This is a genomic window from Acinetobacter sp. Leaf130, from assembly GCF_001423205.1.
Classification (GTDB): Bacteria; Pseudomonadota; Gammaproteobacteria; order Pseudomonadales; family Moraxellaceae; genus Acinetobacter; species Acinetobacter calcoaceticus.
Map to the genome: position 1 here is coordinate 179,893 of NZ_LMOE01000001.1, position 15,243 is coordinate 195,135.

18 protein-coding genes are annotated in these 15,243 nt (G+C 40.4%); 13 read left to right on the plus strand and 5 right to left on the minus strand.

Features of this window, described 5'->3' with window-relative positions; translation table 11 throughout:
- Positions 1 to 31: 31 nt before the first annotated feature.
- Positions 32 to 355 carry a hypothetical protein gene (locus tag ASF86_RS00790; protein WP_005042208.1) on the minus strand — a complete coding sequence of 108 codons (324 nt, stop codon included), beginning with the start codon at positions 353 to 355 and terminating at the stop codon, positions 32 to 34.
- 201 nt (positions 356 to 556) lie between these two features.
- On the opposite strand from ASF86_RS00790, the gene ASF86_RS00795 reads away from it, so the two are divergent.
- From ASF86_RS00795 to ASF86_RS00830, 8 genes are all read left to right on the plus strand, one after another.
- On the plus strand, positions 557 to 1,432 hold the full coding sequence (locus ASF86_RS00795; protein WP_056478530.1) for an urease accessory protein UreD: 876 nt from the start codon (positions 557 to 559) through the stop codon (positions 1,430 to 1,432).
- 100 nt (positions 1,433 to 1,532) lie between these two features.
- Positions 1,533 to 1,835, plus strand: a complete 303-nt coding sequence (gene ureA, locus ASF86_RS00800; protein WP_056478531.1) for an urease subunit gamma — start codon at positions 1,533 to 1,535, stop codon at positions 1,833 to 1,835.
- Between the two features lie 11 nt (positions 1,836 to 1,846).
- Positions 1,847 to 2,155: an urease subunit beta gene (locus tag ASF86_RS00805; RefSeq protein WP_056478533.1), complete on the plus strand. Its 309-nt coding sequence runs from the start codon at positions 1,847 to 1,849 to the stop codon at positions 2,153 to 2,155.
- Between the two features lie 37 nt (positions 2,156 to 2,192).
- On the plus strand, positions 2,193 to 3,893 hold the full coding sequence (ureC, locus tag ASF86_RS00810; RefSeq protein ID WP_056478535.1) for an urease subunit alpha: 1,701 nt from the start codon (positions 2,193 to 2,195) through the stop codon (positions 3,891 to 3,893).
- Positions 3,894 to 3,965: 72 nt separating this feature from the next.
- Entirely contained in the window at positions 3,966 to 4,448 is a 483-nt protein-coding gene (ureE, locus tag ASF86_RS00815; protein ID WP_056478536.1) for an urease accessory protein UreE, read from the plus strand.
- A complete protein-coding gene (locus tag ASF86_RS00820) occupies positions 4,435 to 5,100 on the plus strand; it encodes an urease accessory protein UreF (RefSeq protein ID WP_056478537.1) in 666 nt (221 codons plus the stop codon). Before ureE ends, ASF86_RS00820 begins: the two co-directional genes overlap by 14 nt.
- A gap of 24 nt (positions 5,101 to 5,124) precedes the next feature.
- Complete coding sequence (gene ureG, locus ASF86_RS00825) at positions 5,125 to 5,739, plus strand: urease accessory protein UreG (RefSeq protein ID WP_017391680.1); 615 nt, start codon at positions 5,125 to 5,127, stop codon at positions 5,737 to 5,739.
- Between the two features lie 9 nt (positions 5,740 to 5,748).
- Positions 5,749 to 6,318, plus strand: coding sequence for a HupE/UreJ family protein (locus tag ASF86_RS00830; RefSeq protein ID WP_056478538.1), 570 nt, complete (start codon positions 5,749 to 5,751; stop codon positions 6,316 to 6,318).
- A gap of 41 nt (positions 6,319 to 6,359) precedes the next feature.
- On the opposite strand, the gene rsmD is transcribed toward ASF86_RS00830, so the two are convergent.
- Both rsmD and mrdA read right to left on the minus strand, forming a co-directional pair.
- Positions 6,360 to 6,911, minus strand: a complete 552-nt coding sequence (gene rsmD / locus ASF86_RS00835) for a 16S rRNA (guanine(966)-N(2))-methyltransferase RsmD (protein ID WP_056478540.1) — start codon at positions 6,909 to 6,911, stop codon at positions 6,360 to 6,362.
- Complete coding sequence (gene mrdA / locus ASF86_RS00840) at positions 6,911 to 8,920, minus strand: penicillin-binding protein 2 (protein WP_056478542.1); 2,010 nt, start codon at positions 8,918 to 8,920, stop codon at positions 6,911 to 6,913. Before mrdA ends, rsmD begins: the two co-directional genes overlap by 1 nt.
- A gap of 235 nt (positions 8,921 to 9,155) precedes the next feature.
- On the opposite strand from mrdA, the gene ASF86_RS00845 reads away from it, so the two are divergent.
- From ASF86_RS00845 to ASF86_RS20210, 4 genes are all read left to right on the plus strand, one after another.
- Complete coding sequence (locus tag ASF86_RS00845) at positions 9,156 to 9,674, plus strand: hypothetical protein (RefSeq protein WP_005042185.1); 519 nt, start codon at positions 9,156 to 9,158, stop codon at positions 9,672 to 9,674.
- A gap of 59 nt (positions 9,675 to 9,733) precedes the next feature.
- Positions 9,734 to 11,047: a membrane protein gene (locus ASF86_RS00850; RefSeq protein WP_017391677.1), complete on the plus strand. Its 1,314-nt coding sequence runs from the start codon at positions 9,734 to 9,736 to the stop codon at positions 11,045 to 11,047.
- Positions 11,048 to 11,133: 86 nt separating this feature from the next.
- Positions 11,134 to 11,787, plus strand: a complete 654-nt coding sequence (gene adk, locus ASF86_RS00855) for an adenylate kinase (RefSeq protein ID WP_003652994.1) — start codon at positions 11,134 to 11,136, stop codon at positions 11,785 to 11,787.
- A 72-nt stretch (positions 11,788 to 11,859) separates the two neighbouring features.
- Complete coding sequence (locus tag ASF86_RS20210; RefSeq protein ID WP_162234628.1) at positions 11,860 to 11,997, plus strand: hypothetical protein; 138 nt, start codon at positions 11,860 to 11,862, stop codon at positions 11,995 to 11,997.
- A 37-nt stretch (positions 11,998 to 12,034) separates the two neighbouring features.
- Here the strand turns inward: ASF86_RS20210 and nth are convergent, their stop codons facing one another.
- Together nth and ASF86_RS00865 are read right to left on the minus strand one after the other, a co-directional pair.
- Positions 12,035 to 12,724, minus strand: coding sequence for an endonuclease III (gene nth, locus ASF86_RS00860; RefSeq protein WP_056478545.1), 690 nt, complete (start codon positions 12,722 to 12,724; stop codon positions 12,035 to 12,037).
- A complete protein-coding gene (locus ASF86_RS00865) occupies positions 12,725 to 13,516 on the minus strand; it encodes an RnfABCDGE type electron transport complex subunit B (protein WP_045434527.1) in 792 nt (263 codons plus the stop codon). It abuts the gene before it with no gap.
- Positions 13,517 to 13,788: 272 nt separating this feature from the next.
- Here ASF86_RS00865 and gdhA point away from each other — a divergent pair, with 272 nt between their 5' ends.
- Positions 13,789 to 15,192 carry an NADP-specific glutamate dehydrogenase gene (gene gdhA, locus ASF86_RS00870; RefSeq protein ID WP_081407509.1) on the plus strand — a complete coding sequence of 468 codons (1,404 nt, stop codon included), beginning with the start codon at positions 13,789 to 13,791 and terminating at the stop codon, positions 15,190 to 15,192.
- Positions 15,193 to 15,243: the final 51 nt, after the last annotated feature.

Here is a 15,243-nt window from a genome sequence, read left to right on the forward strand (position 1 = left end):
CACTAAAACGATTTAATGAATACCTTATAAATTACGGTTGCGCTGAAACTCCACCTAGAGAGTCACATGCTGATTTATAGAGTTGGTATTGTTGCTTTAAAACTTCATCTAGTGGCATGTCGAATAATTCTTCACCATTTTTGTAGCTCTCTACGTATGAAGTTGCTTTTTCTTTGCTTACCGCTAAAGATTGCTGGTAGTAAGAATTAATCGAGCTTGTTGCAAGCTGGCTTGTCTCAACATTTTTACATTCGAAATTGTGCAGGATCTTTTCTGCACGTTTGACCTCACTAGATTGGCCAAAAATACACCCAGTTAAAAAGACAAGTGGGGTTAACACGAAAAAAAGTTTCATGGAGAGCAAGTATGGAAGCAACGGTGGGCGCTATTGTATAAACAATTCCATAAGTTACTGTGGTTTTATGTTAGACATTGATGATTTTTTAACTCATTAAAATCGAAAAATTGTATCTAATTTTATCAGTCGGCTTATTTTCATATTTGGTGCGTATTTTGCTTATAAGTTTAAGCACTTATTTTGAACATATGAACCAGAATGAATCAGGCACAACCGTTTCCAAAAAACTCTTCAGCACCATTTTGGTATGCACAACTCGAGCTCGGTTTTTGTTTTGAAAATTCACGCACCATAATGAGTCATCGAAAACATCATGGCCCTGTTAGGGTGCAAAAAATGCTCTGGCCAGAAAAAACAGGTGTATGTCATGCGATTATTGTACATCCACCAGCAGGAATTGCAGGAGGAGATCATCTGACGTTTGAAATTGAAACCAAAGATCAAGCCCATGCGGTAGTGACTACTCCAGGCGCGGGGAAATGGTACAAAACCAATGGGAAACAAGCTTTTCAGCATATTCATTTGCATGTGAAAGATCAGTCTATTTTAGAGTGGGTTCCACAAGAAACGATGCTTTTTGATGGGGCTTTAGCGCATTCAGAAACTCATATTCATCTTGATAATGCTGCAAGTTTTATTGGATGGGATATGTTGGTACTTGGGCGACAGGCACGTGCGGAGCGCTTTGTTCAAGGGAGTTATTACAACCAGTTTAAATTGTGGCGCGAACATAAATTGTTGGTTGCAGATACATTGTATTTTGAAGGAGAAGATCGTTGGCTTAGTTCATGTTTAGGTATGAACAATCAAGCCGTGATGGGAAGCTTTTGGGCAGTTGTTCCAGAGAAATATCGTTCATCATTTTACTTAGAACAACAGCTAGAACTCATTCGTGAATTGATGATGCGCATGCAAGCACCTGTCACATTAACCTTATTGGATGATGTGGTTTCGGCCCGTTTTTTGGGAAATGATGCCCGACATTGTCATGATGCTTTTGCAGCTATACGGGCTAAATTGCGTAGATATTGGTTTGATTTAGAAGAAGAATTTCCAAGAATATGGAAAACATAAATTACGTTAAATTGCGTATTTAAAAAACAGTTAAAACAAGTATGCTGTTTTTGAGCACGTATTTTGCTTAAAGAATATAAATGAAATTTAGGAAAGAGATATGGAACTCAATCCAACAGAAAAAGATAAATTACTGATTTTTACAGCAGGACTGGTTGCTGAGCGACGTAAAGCGCGTGGCTTGAAATTGAATTATCCTGAAGCTATTGCTTTTATTTCAGCAGCTTTACTTGAAGGTGCACGGGACGGTATGACGGTCAGTGATTTAATGCATTACGGTACAACTTTATTAAAGCGCGAAGATGTGATGGATGGTGTACCAGAAATGATTACTGAGGTTCAGGTCGAGGCAACTTTTCCAGATGGCTCGAAATTAGTCACTGTCCATCAGCCAATCGTATAAAAGGAGTATTTATGACCCCTGGCGAAATTATTACTCTAGATGCTGATATTGAACTGAATGTTGGACGGCAAACTTTAAAAGTTGTAGTTGCCAACATTGGCGATCGGCCTATTCAGGTGGGTTCTCATTTTCATTTTTATGAAGCAAATGATGCACTACAGTTTGATCGTGAGCTAGCTAAAGGCTTTCGATTGAATATTGCAGCTGGTACAGCAATTCGTTTTGAACCGGGACAAACTCGGGAAGTTGAGCTGGTTGCTTTAGCTGGTAAGCGAGAAGTATATGGTTTCGCAGGCCGCGTCATGGGCAAGTTGGATTAGACATAACAACGATAATGAAAGAGATGAGTATTAAGTTATGAAAATGTCACGTCGTGCATATGCTGAGATGTTTGGTCCAACAGTGGGTGATCGTATTCGCTTGGCTGATACAGAGCTCTTTATTGAAGTTGAGCAAGACTTAACAATATACGGTGAAGAAGTTAAATTTGGTGGCGGAAAAGTCATTCGTGATGGGATGGGGCAATCCCAGCTTTTGTCCAATGAAGTTGCCGACACTGTCATTACCAATGCTTTAATTGTGGATTGGTGGGGAATTGTTAAAGCTGATGTAGGCTTAAAAAATGGCCGAATCTGGAAAATAGGAAAAGCTGGAAACCCCGATATCCAACCAGACATTACGATTCCTTTAGGAGCTGCAACTGAGGTTATTGCGGGTGAGGGACAAATTTTAACAGCAGGTGGTATTGATACTCATATTCACTGGATTTGTCCTCAACAAGTTGAAACTGCGCTTATGTCTGGTACAACAACAATGGTCGGAGGTGGTACAGGACCGGCAGCAGGAACCTCTGCAACTACCGTGACTCCGGGACCTTGGCACATTGCTACCATGTTACAGGCCATTGATGATTTGCCAATGAATATTGGTCTATTAGGGAAAGGTAATTTAAGTTTACCAGACCCAATTCGAGAGCAAATTAAAGCTGGGGTGATTGGCTTAAAGCTGCATGAAGATTGGGGTTCAACACCAGCAGCCATTGATAACTGCCTGAGCGTGGCGGATGAGTTTGATGTGCAGGTCGCGATTCATACAGATACTTTAAATGAAAGTGGTTTTTTAGAAGAAACTCTAGCCGCATTTAAAAATCGTACGATTCATACCTACCATACAGAAGGTGCAGGTGGTGGGCATGCACCAGACATTTTAAAAGCGATTGGACAAAGTAACGTATTGCCGTCTTCTACTAATCCAACACGACCTTATACGATTAATACCATTGATGAGCATTTAGATATGCTGATGGTATGCCACCATTTAGACCCAGCAATTGCTGAAGATATCGCTTTTGCAGAAAGTCGTATTCGCCGTGAAACGATTGCAGCCGAAGATATTCTGCAAGACTTAGGCGCCATTGCCATGATGTCATCGGACTCTCAGGCAATGGGTCGTGTGGGGGAAGTGATTTTACGTACTTGGCAAACTGCCCACAAAATGAAAATTCAACGCGGCCCTTTAGAGGGTGATAACGAGTTTCATGATAATAATCGGGTTAAACGTTACATTGCCAAATATACGATTAACCCAGCCATTACCCATGGTTTAAGCCATGAAATCGGTTCGATTGAAGTCGGAAAACTTGCTGATTTAGTGTTATGGAAGCCTGCGTTTTTTGGTGTAAAACCTTCCATGATTATTAAAGGTGGCATGATTGCAGCGGCACCGATGGGCGACATTAATGCCTCAATTCCGACACCTCAACCCGTACATTACCGTCCGATGTTTGGTGCCTATCCACGTGGTGTACATAACACCTGCATTACCTTTTTATCTCAAGCTGCGATCGATGAAAAAGTTGCTGAAAAATTAAACCTTAAGAAGTTAATTAGCCCATGTAAAAACACACGTGCAATTAGCAAAACCGACATGAAACACAACACATATTGTCCTGTTATGCATGTACACCCTGAAACTTACGAGGTGCGTGCAGATGGTGAATTATTAACGTGTGAACCTGCTGATGTATTACCCATGGCTCAGCGCTATTTCTTGTTTTGATGAGTTTTACCGATGTGATTTGCCTCATTAATTTATACACATGAATGAAATAAATAAGGAGAGAAGAGCTAAATGAAAATCTATACACAACGCCTTGAACATATTTCTCCTGATCAAATATTTGAAACGGTTGAACTGACTTTTGATACCCGCCAAAAATCAAGATTTCGAGCAACTTTAGCTGATGGCGTAGATATTGGTGCTGATTTACCACGTACTGGAATTTTGCGCAGTGGTTCATATATTGCAACTCAACAAGGTGATGTACTACGTGTTGATGCTAAGCCTGAACGTTTGATGCAAGTCAGCGCAGCAAGCGATTTTGATTTGCTTAAAGCAGCCTATCACCTCGGTAACAGACATGTACCATTAATGCTGACGCCTACAGCGTTGTATTTTGAACCTGATCATGTGCTTGCAGAAATGGTAGAAGGGCTGGGGCTTACAGTCTCAGAAACTGATCATCCGTTTGAACCTGAAAGCGGTGCCTATGCACAGCATAGCCATGATCATCGCTTAAGCCCAATCAAAGCTTTGCACCATGTCCATTCATAACGCGGCACAATTACTTCAACTACTGACACTGTCTTCTACGGCATTGCCAGTTGGAGCATATTGTTATTCACAAGGTGTAGAAACAGCCATTGATATTGGCTTAATACACGATGAAATATCGGCAATTGCTTATTTCGAAGAAGTGCTGGAGATGCTGTTAGTAAGGTTTGAGCTGCCAGTACTGAAACGCCTCATGCAACATCATGATGACCAAGATCAGTTTCTGGTTTGGGCAAATTTATATAAGGCGAGCCGAGAAAGCAAAGAGCTTTTAGCGGAATCTCAGCAGCTGGCATTTTCTTTAAATGCATGGATTAGAGATGTTTTAAAAAAACCTGTTGAGGTTAAAAAGCAGTTTGGTTTTGTACCTGTCTATGCACAGCTCTGCGGTCGCCTTGAGCTTAAAGATGTTGATGTGCTCACAGCTTATACCTTTACCGTTTTAGAAAATCAGGTTCTGGCTGCGGTAAAAACCGTACCTTTAGGGCAAATGGCTGGACAAAGAATTTTATGGCATTTACATGGTTTAGTACCACAGGCGATAGAAAAAGCCTTAAAACTTAATGATGAGCAATTGAGCAGCGCTTTACCTCGTTATGCCATGTTGAGCATGAAACACGAAACACAATATTCACGGTTATTCAGATCTTAAGTTTAGGAAAAAAGGATAAAAATCATGACAGAACGTAGTCCATTACGAGTTGGAATTGGCGGACCGGTGGGTTCAGGCAAAACTGCGCTTACACTTAATTTATGTTTAGCCTTGCGTAATAAATACAACATGGCTGTAGTAACGAATGATATTTATACCAAAGAAGATTCAAACTTTTTAACCCGTAACGAAGCGATGTCGCCAGAGCGTATTGTAGGTGTAGAAACAGGGGGATGCCCACATACAGCCATTCGCGAAGATGCTTCGATTAATTTGGCTGCCATTGATGATTTGTGCGAAAAATTCGAAGGCTTAGAGCTCATTATTATTGAAAGTGGTGGTGATAATTTAGCGGCAACATTTAGTCCCGAACTTTCTGATTTAACTTTATATGTGATTGATGTAGCTGGTGGCGAAAAAATTCCACGTAAAGGTGGGCCGGGTATTACCAAATCAGATTTACTCATTATTAATAAAACTGACCTTGCGCCAATGGTAGGTGCAAATCTTGATGTGATGGATCAAGATGCAAAACGCATGCGTGGAGAAAAGCCATTCTTATTTTCAAATATGAAAACGCAAGATGGTCTTGAAGAAATCATTCAATTTATCGAGAAACAAGGGCTGTTTAAAGCTTAAGGAGAGATTATGGACTTCATTAAAAAATGGGGCATAGGGCTCCTTGCATTGCTACCTACACTTGTAATGGCACATCCTGGGCATGACCATGAACATTCGGGTTTTCTGGCGGGTTTTATTCATCCATTTACTGGTTTAGATCATTTAGTGATGGCCTTAGCTTTCGGTGTTTTACTCTGGTCAGCAGCTAAGCAATGGAAAGTTGCAGGTGTAATGACTTTGAGTGTTACCCTCATTGTAGGTTTTTTAATTGGTGCTCAAGGTTTAGTACCTGCAAATGTTGCTGAATATGGGATTGTTGCTTCTTTAGTTGTTACAGCAATTGCACTGTGGACAAAATCAAATCGTATTTTACCAATTGCTGCGGCATTACTTGCAAGCTTTCATGGCATAGCGCATGGGGTTGAATTAGCACATGCAGGACATGTCGTTGCATTAGTGACAGGTATGGTTGCGGCTATGGCTTTAATTTATTGTGGTGGATTGGCATTAGGTGCTGTGCTTACACGATATGTGCCATATGGCAAAAAAATTGTAGGTGCTTGTGCGGCAATTGTTGCAGTGATTGGATTAAGTTAGTTATAACTTAGAAATTAAAAGGTAGCTTTAGGCTACCTTTTTTATTCAGCTACTTTTTGATAAAGCCCTGCGTGTACTGTACCAGCTTTCGTTGTTTTAACTTGCTGCCATGTTGAAGGAAGGTGAAGCTGAGATAAATCTCGGTCAGCTTCAACGTAAATATATCCATTCTTTTTAATGTGCGGCTCTGCCAAGTTCGAGAGTTCTTGCCATAAATCGAGACTATAAGGCGGATCTAAAAACACCACATCGAACTGTTCTTTTAAACGGGGTAAAGCTTGTTGAGCATTTGCATTGATTAAATGACAGTTTTGGGCTTTTAATAGCTCAACATTATCTTTTAAAAATCGTGCCTGAGTCTTGTCTGGTTCAATCATATAAACAGACGCAGCACCACGTGACAATGCTTCAAAACCTAATGCGCCAGAGCCTGTGCACACATCAAGGACATGCGCATTTTGAATATCCCACATTAACCAGTTAAACAAAGTTTCACGTACTCTGTCTGGAGTTGGGCGTAAACCATCAATGCTAGCAAAAGGAAGTACTCGTCTTTTCCATTTGCCGCCAATAATACGTAATTGATTTTTCATTATTCGTCGACCTCGGTTGCAGGACGAGCTGGTGTAGCTTGTGGTGTTGATGCTGCAGGTGCAGTTGAGGTAGTTGCTGCTGGACTAGAGCTTTCACCGCCGCTAGAGAGTTCACCTGGCTTAATCCCAGCTGTCATCAGTCCACCATTGACTTGATGGTTTGCTGGTCGGATTGGATTTTTCTTACGAGTTAGTAACCAATAATCAAAAATAGGTCTTGCAAGTTGGGCAGCAGAACCACCATGACGACCATTTTCCCAAATCACGGCAATCGCAATTTCTGGTTTGTCAGCAGGTGCAAATCCAACGAATAAGCCATGGTCAAGTTGGCGTTCGCTCAGGGCTGATTCATTGTAACGTTTACCCTGTGCAATACTTTTAACCTGCGCAGTTCCTGTCTTTCCTGCAATTTGGTACAAAGGAGTACGAATGCCTCGGCCAGTTCCCGATTGAATTACATCAATCATGGCATCGCGCATTTGAACCCAGTCTTCATCCGTTCCGTTGAAGTTGATTTTGCCATCAGGCGCATTACGTACAGTAAATGGTTTTGCACCATGAGTTGCACGTAAAACGTGAGGGGTGACATGAGAACCATGATTGGCTGTAATTGCAGTTGCCATAGCAAGTTGTAATGGTGTAGCTGTAAATGCACCTTGCCCAATACTGACTGAAATAGTTTCACCCTTCATCCATTTGGCTTTGCGAGTACGCATTTTCCATTCAGGATTTGGATAAAGACCTTCACTTTCACTTGGTAAGTCGACACCTGTTTTTTGACCGAACCCAAATTGACGCATCCATTGGTTCATTTGATCAATACCCATTTGATGGGCAAGAATATAAAAATAGGTGTCACATGACATAATGATGGCTTTATGCATGTTCACGATGCCATGACCAGATTTTTTCCAGTCGCGGAATTTATGCGAATCACCGGGTAGGTGAAAATAACCTGGGTCAGAAATTGCTGTTGACCAGTTTACAATACCGTAGTGTAAACCACCCATGGCTTCCATTGGTTTAATGGTGGAGCCTGGTGGATATGCACCTTGTACAGCGCGGTTATAAAGCGGTTGATCTAAACTATCACGTAAAGAACTATAATCTTTATGGTTAATACCAGTCACAAATAAATTAGGGTTGAAACTTGGGCTAGATACTAAAGCCAGAATTTCACCAGTACGAGGGTCGATGGCTACAATGGCACCACGACGGCCTGCGAGCTGTTGAGACGCAACGACTTGTAAACCATAATCTAAAGATAAATAGAGGTCATTCCCGCGAGTAGGGTCTTTGCGGCCTAAATGGCGCAATATGTTACTGTGGGCATCTGCTTCAACAGATTCATACCCTGGTGTTCCGTGTAGCAAATCTTCATAGCTTTTCTCAACGCCAATTTTTCCAATCAGGTTGGTTCCAGCATATAAATCTTTATCAATACTTTTTAATTCTTTATCGTTAATACGCCCTACATAACCAATCACATGAGCAAATAACTCACCATGTGGGTAATAACGGGTCATTTGTGTTTCGATTCTTACGCCGGGAAACTTATATTTCGCTTCACTGAACTTGGCAATATTGGCTTCGGTTAGATTAAGTTTAATCGCGACACGTTCAGTTTTGCGAGCAGTTTTTATACGACTTTTGAAGCGATCAATATCTTCTTGTGTTAGATCTAAAATAGGCTGTAGCTGCTCAACAACATGGTCGGCATCTTCCACATCTGTTTTACTTAAAGTTGCTGTAAAAACAGGATAGTTGTCTGCCAGCAATACACCATTTCGGTCATAGATATAACCACGAGCAGGTGGTAGTGGCTGTAAGCGAATCCGGTTTTTGTCAGATGCTGTAGAGAATTCGTCGTAGTGAAAAATTTGTAGATAAGCGTATCGGCTAATCAATACTAATAAGCAAACGATAACCAGACCTACGGCAAAAAAGATTCGTCCCCGATAAATGCGCTTTTCTTGCTGGATATCTTTTAAAGGAAAGTGCTGCTTCATAAGGATCGACTTAATGACATAGGGTAGAAAAATAGCTGCTTATTCTAACGCAAGAGAGCTTAAAATATTGCATAATTTTCAAAGTTTCATTGCCTTTTAATAAGATACGTTTTGACTTTGCAGACAACAAAATTGTAGATACTTGTATATAAGAAGCAAAATAATTCTGTTAAAGTCTCTCATTCAATAGAATAGGGTTGTTCTCACCATACGATTAGGGAAAATGGAGAAAATAATGAGAAAAATTTATCCCTTACTTGCAGTTTTGACGGTAAGTAGTTGGGCTCATGCTCAAGACTATTCGTTTCTTCCAGAAGCAAAATTAGCAGGACATACGGCATCTACGTGGAATGTGGGTGCAGGTTTTACACAAAAATTATTACATCTAAACGGCGAATGGGTAAACCCTTATGGTATTGCCTATGCAAAAGTTGGTGCTTTTTTGAATGGTGACAAAACTGCTGGTGGCCAAGTCGGGTTTCGCTATCCTTATTATCTTACCGGCACAGATAAAAATGGTTACTATATCGGTTTTTATGCTGGGCATCTCGATAGTAAAGAGGTCGATGGTGATTATAAATCCCGTTTAGGCGCTGGTGTCGATTTGGCCTATGTGTTGTTGAATTCAGAAAGAATTAGTACTTTTAGTGTGGGTATTGGTGCGGCGGAAAAATTAACTGACCAAAATGGAAATGTTGCCGCGGATACTAAACCACAAATTCAATTTTCTTATTCTCTAAGTTTTGGTTTATAAAAAAGCAGTTTATTGTTAACTCGCCATAAGCAGAGCACAAATAAATACGAGAGTCTTACATGTTAGAGTACGTCAGCGGATTGTGGCAGACCTTTTTACACAGACCTGATTTTTGGGCCGTTTTAAGTATTATTCCCGTCACTGCCTTTGTTACATGGGCACACGTGTGGATGGCTTTAAAAATGGTGTTTTACCCAATTAAATTTTGGGGTTTCCACTTAGGTCCATTACCAGTAGGTTGGCAAGGTATCGTGCCACGTAAGGCTGGACGTATCTCAGGCATTATTACTGACAATACTTTATCTAAATTAGGTTCATTGCGTGAATTTTTAGAAGCAATGGATCCTGAAGATATGGCACGTATTATTGGTGAACAAGTTGGGTTTGAACTTGAACATCTGATTGATGAAGTCATGATCGATCGTAATGCTGTACTTTGGGAAAACTTACCTTATTCAATTAAACGCCGTATTTATGCTCAGGCGCATAAACAATTACCGGGCGTGTTAAGAGAATTAGTGACTGAGCTGACCATGAACGTCGAGTCACTGGTTAATATGCGTGAAATGGTGGTTAGCCAAATGGAAGGTGATCGCCGTTTGATGGTACGTATGTTCTTGAAAGTTGGTCAAAAAGAAATCAACTTTATTTGGCATATTAGCGCTTTAATTGGAATGTTCTTTGGTATTTTCCAAATGGTTGTCTGGTTTGTCGTACCATGGCACTGGACAGTACCTTTTTGGGCTGCGATTTGGGGCTTTTTAACGAACTGGATTGCAATCTGGATGGTATTCAACCCGATTGAGCCACATTATATTCGTTATCCGCAGATTTTTAGATTAACAAAAGATCGTAAGTTCCCTTGGATTGTACCAGTTCTTCGAATTGGCACTTATAATGTCCAAGGTGCTTTTATGAAGCGTCAAGAAGAAGTTTCTGATGTGTTTTCAAGCGTAGTAACTGAAGATCTGATTACGTTAAAATCAATTATGACTGAAATGATGTATGGGCCGCGTAAAGACAAGACACGCCGCATTGTGAAGCGTCATATTAACGAAATTATGGAAACACCGTTAGTTCGTACATCTTTACAGCTTTCTTTAGGGCCAAGAGAGTACGCAAGGTTAAAGACGGACTTGATTGATCGTTCAATTGAAATTACGATGGGACCCGTATGTGACCCAGCGCTGAACGCAAGCCGGGCACAGAAGATTTTTCAAATGTTTAAAGAGCGTATTCGCGAACTGACACCAAAAGAGTTTCAGAATTTATTGCGTCCTGCATTTCAGGAGGATGAGTGGATTCTTATTGTACTAGGTGGGGTAACCGGATTTATTGCTGGTACAATACATTTGTTTGTGGCTTTCTTATAATTCGACGTCGGGCAGGATCTATTGAAGATTAATGAGACTTTTTCTGCCAGGCTTCACATTCATTGTTTTAAATGAGGATGTTTTTTATGCGCATTATCTTACTCGGACCACCTGGGGCAGGCAAAGGGACTCAGGCTCAGTTGATCTGTAAGCGCTACAATGTCCCACAAATTTCAACCGGTGATATGCTCCGTGCTGCAATTCGTGAAGGTACTGAATTAGGTCTAAAAGCTAAAAGTGTAATGGAATCTGGTGGTTTGGTTTCAGATGAACTTATTATCGGTTTAGTAAAAGAACGTATTGCTCAACCTGACTGTGCAAATGGCTGCATTTTCGATGGTTTCCCACGTACTATTCCACAAGCTGAAGCTTTGGAAAAAGAAGGGATTAGCATTGATCACGTGATTGAAATTGATGTTCCTGATGAAGAAATCGTACAACGTCTTTCTGGCCGTCGTCAGCATCCAGCTTCTGGCCGTGTTTATCATACAGTTTACAATCCCCCTAAAGTGGAAGGTAAAGATGATGAAACTGGTGAAGATCTTGTTCAACGTCCAGATGACCAAGAAGAAACGATCCGTAAACGTTTAGCGTCTTATCATACAGAAACCGAGCAATTGGTCGGCTTCTATCAAAGCCGTGCTGCATCTGGTGAGAATGCACCGACTTATGACAAGCTTAATGGTTTACGTACAATTGAAGATGTACAAACAGACTTGTTTAATATTTTAGATAAATAATTAAAATATTATTTGTGACAAGGAGCTCTCATCATGAGGGCTCTTTTCTTTCATTCAGTGCAGGAGAACAATATGAAAATCATATTGATTTTGGTGGTATTGCTAAGTCTGGCACTCGTCATATTTTTGGGTTATCAGAGCTATAAAATGCTTAGGCAGGTACAAAAACAAGCAAAAGAAGAGCGTAATCAGAAAAAGCGTCTAAAGTAAGATTGATTGGGTATGTTACCTATACCCAACCATATTTTTAAGCTTCAATATTTTTAATGGTAATTTGTTTTTGCGCGCCAAATTCAAAACGATCAGGCCAGTTGCAAACATCTGCAACCACACATTCTGCACATTTAGGTTTACGGGCTATACAACAATAACGACCGTGTAATATGAGCCAGTGATGTGAATCTAAAATAAATTCTTTAGGAATGACTTTAATTAAACGGTGCTCAACTTCAAGTACATTTTTACCTACGGCTAATCCAGTTCGATTTCCCACTCGGAAAATATGGGTATCGACAGCCATAGTCGGTTGTCCAAAAGCTGTATTTAAAACAACATTTGCGGTTTTACGCCCCACACCCGGCAAGGCTTCTAGGTCTTTCCTGTTACTTGGAACTTCGCCGTTAAATTGTTCCATTAAAATCTGACAGGTTTTAATGACATTTTCGGCTTTGGCGTTGTAAAGACCAATTGTTTTAATATATTCCTTTAACCCATCTACACCCAAGTTGTAGATTTTCTCGGCTGTATTAGCCACAGGGTAAAGTTTATCAGTTGCCTTATTCACACTCACGTCGGTAGCTTGAGCTGACAACATAACTGCAATGAGTAACTCAAAAGAAGATGAATATTTTAACTCGGTTTGAGGTGACGGCCGTTGTTCGCGAAGGCGTTCAAAGAAAATTTGAATCTGCTTTTTCGTCATATTTTTGACAGCCATTCAGACCTCCTGTAGTTGCATGAGTTGCTGTTGTAATTCTTCGAGTTGAAGACGCTTTTTAGCATCTTCACGCACACCTAGCTGTTTTTCCAGTTTCTTAATTTGGGTACGGATTTTGGCTAACTCAATTGTAGTTTTTGCATCAGTTAACACGGCTTCTTTAGGTTTCTCGATGAGCTCAATTGAAGGTAGTTCATCAAGTACCTGAGAGAACTGAGCAAACAGTTGCGTGTCAATTTCAGCGCGTACCACAGGACCTTTACGGTGACTGCGACGCTTTTCTTCACGTTGAATATGTGAGTAGTAGCGTTGCCTTAAATCATTTTGTTCTGCGGCACGCTGTTGTTCATTTGGTAAGGCTTGTGTGTCCTCAACCAGATCAATGCAGTCTACTGGACAAGGTGGAATGCATAACTCACAACCCGTACATAAGTCGGTCAAGATGGTATGCATGAGCTTACCACTGCCAATGATAGCATCTACAGGACAAGCACTAATACATTTGGTGCAGCCAATACATTCATCTTCACGAATAATCGCTTTCATTCGCTGTGGGCGACCATCTGTTTGTACAGGCCATACGCTACTTTCAGCGGTTAATGGAGAGCGATTGAGTAGATTTGCCAGTGCATCAGCAACAGGTTGTCCACCTGGAACACATTTATTTGCTTCTTCACCTTCAGCAATCGACTTTGCGTAGGGTAGACATCCATCACGATGTCCACATAGACCACATTGTGTTTGTGGTAATAACGCATCAATCTCGCGTATGAGAGAAATAGATGAATTCATAGTGGGCAAATAGCTTGGTTAAAACGATGCGATAATGAAGAAAAACCTAAGTAAGGTCAATGGATTTTAACGAATTTATCGGGTTTTTAATTGACCTAAAATGTAGCTAATATTGCACAATAATAGATCAATAAAAGTGAAGAGTTAAATTACTATTTCTTATCTTTGAGTAGTTTTTCTAAAAATAAGTTTTTGATAATTAAGATAAATAAAATAATTTAAAATAACTATTGTTAAAATTGATGGAAAGGGATTTAATATTTTGCTGCTAAATGATGCATTTAATAATGTATTGCACCAATTTAATTCATGACTATGCTGAGGACCGTGCATTGAAATACAACAATCTGAATGAATTCCTGAATTACGTGCAAGCGCGTGATCCGCATCAACCTGAATTTTTGCAAGCTGTCGAAGAAGTCATGACGAGCTTGTGGCCATTTATTGAAAAAAATCCAGAGTATGCAGAGCAGGGATTGTTAGAACGCCTTGTTGAACCAGAGCGTGTGATTCAATTTCGTGTTTCATGGATGAATGATCAAGGTCAGACTCAAGTTAACAGAGCTTTCCGTGTTCAATATAATTCAGCAATTGGTCCATTCAAAGGCGGAATGCGTTTCCATCCATCGGTCAATCTATCAATTTTAAAATTTTTAGGTTTTGAGCAGACTTTTAAAAACTCACTTACAACCTTACCCATGGGTGGGGGAAAAGGTGGTTCAGATTTCGATCCTAAAGGTAAATCTGATGCTGAAATTATGAGATTCTGTCAGGCATTAATGATTGAGCTATACCGTCATTTAGGACCGAATACTGATATTCCTGCGGGGGATATTGGCGTCGGTGCTCGTGAAGTCGGTTATATGGCAGGCATGATGAAAAAGCTAAGTAATGACACCGCTTGTGTCTTTACTGGTAAGGGAATTTCATTTGGTGGTAGCTTAATGCGCCCAGAAGCTACTGGTTATGGTACGGTTTATTTTGCAGAAGAAATGCTAAAAGCACGTGGGCAGTCTTTCGTTGGCAAAACAGTCTCTGTTTCTGGTTCGGGTAATGTTGCGCAATACGCGGCAGAGAAGGCCATGTTCTTAGGGGCAAAAGTTGTTACTTTATCTGACTCTAACGGAACTGTTTATGTAAAAAATGGTTTTACAGATGAATTACTTGATGAAGTCATGAATCTTAAAAACGTTAAGCGTGGCCGTATTTCCGAGTTTGCTTCTAAACATGGCTTTGAATATTTTGAAGGTAAAACCCCTTGGCATATTCCTGTTGATATTGCTTTACCATGTGCGACGCAAAATGAATTAACAGGTGAAGACGCTAAAACGCTTATTTCTAACGGTGTAATTTGTGTGGCTGAAGGCGCTAATATGCCGTCTACACTTGAGGCAGTTGAACACTTTATCAAAGCCAAAATTTTGTATGCGCCAGGAAAAGCATCTAATGCAGGTGGTGTCGCAACGTCTGGTTTAGAAATGTCTCAAAACGCAATTCGTTTAAGCTGGACACATGCTGAGGTAGATGAGCGTCTACATGCAATTATGAAAGCTATTCATGCCAATTGTGTAAGATACGGTACAAAAGAAGACGGTACTGTTAACTATGTTGATGGTGCCAATATTGCAGGCTTTGTAAAAGTAGCTGATGCAATGCTAGCTCAAGGTATTTTCTAAGAATAAAAATAAAAAAATCCGATGCATAAGCATCGGATTTTTTTAGTCTAA

Coding starts and splice junctions, on each gene's coding strand:
- ASF86_RS00790 (WP_005042208.1), bottom strand. CDS start 355: ATGAAACTTTTTTTCGTGTTAACCCCACTTGTCTTTTTAACTGGGTGT.
- ASF86_RS00795 (WP_056478530.1), top strand. CDS start 557: ATGAATCAGGCACAACCGTTTCCAAAAAACTCTTCAGCACCATTTTGG.
- ureA (WP_056478531.1), top strand. CDS start 1,533: ATGGAACTCAATCCAACAGAAAAAGATAAATTACTGATTTTTACAGCA.
- ASF86_RS00805 (WP_056478533.1), top strand. CDS start 1,847: ATGACCCCTGGCGAAATTATTACTCTAGATGCTGATATTGAACTGAAT.
- ureC (WP_056478535.1), top strand. CDS start 2,193: ATGAAAATGTCACGTCGTGCATATGCTGAGATGTTTGGTCCAACAGTG.
- ureE (WP_056478536.1), top strand. CDS start 3,966: ATGAAAATCTATACACAACGCCTTGAACATATTTCTCCTGATCAAATA.
- ASF86_RS00820 (WP_056478537.1), top strand. CDS start 4,435: ATGTCCATTCATAACGCGGCACAATTACTTCAACTACTGACACTGTCT.
- ureG (WP_017391680.1), top strand. CDS start 5,125: ATGACAGAACGTAGTCCATTACGAGTTGGAATTGGCGGACCGGTGGGT.
- ASF86_RS00830 (WP_056478538.1), top strand. CDS start 5,749: ATGGACTTCATTAAAAAATGGGGCATAGGGCTCCTTGCATTGCTACCT.
- rsmD (WP_056478540.1), bottom strand. CDS start 6,911: ATGAAAAATCAATTACGTATTATTGGCGGCAAATGGAAAAGACGAGTA.
- mrdA (WP_056478542.1), bottom strand. CDS start 8,920: ATGAAGCAGCACTTTCCTTTAAAAGATATCCAGCAAGAAAAGCGCATT.
- ASF86_RS00845 (WP_005042185.1), top strand. CDS start 9,156: ATGAGAAAAATTTATCCCTTACTTGCAGTTTTGACGGTAAGTAGTTGG.
- ASF86_RS00850 (WP_017391677.1), top strand. CDS start 9,734: ATGTTAGAGTACGTCAGCGGATTGTGGCAGACCTTTTTACACAGACCT.
- adk (WP_003652994.1), top strand. CDS start 11,134: ATGCGCATTATCTTACTCGGACCACCTGGGGCAGGCAAAGGGACTCAG.
- ASF86_RS20210 (WP_162234628.1), top strand. CDS start 11,860: ATGAAAATCATATTGATTTTGGTGGTATTGCTAAGTCTGGCACTCGTC.
- nth (WP_056478545.1), bottom strand. CDS start 12,724: ATGGCTGTCAAAAATATGACGAAAAAGCAGATTCAAATTTTCTTTGAA.
- ASF86_RS00865 (WP_045434527.1), bottom strand. CDS start 13,516: ATGAATTCATCTATTTCTCTCATACGCGAGATTGATGCGTTATTACCA.
- gdhA (WP_081407509.1), top strand. CDS start 13,789: ATGATGCATTTAATAATGTATTGCACCAATTTAATTCATGACTATGCT.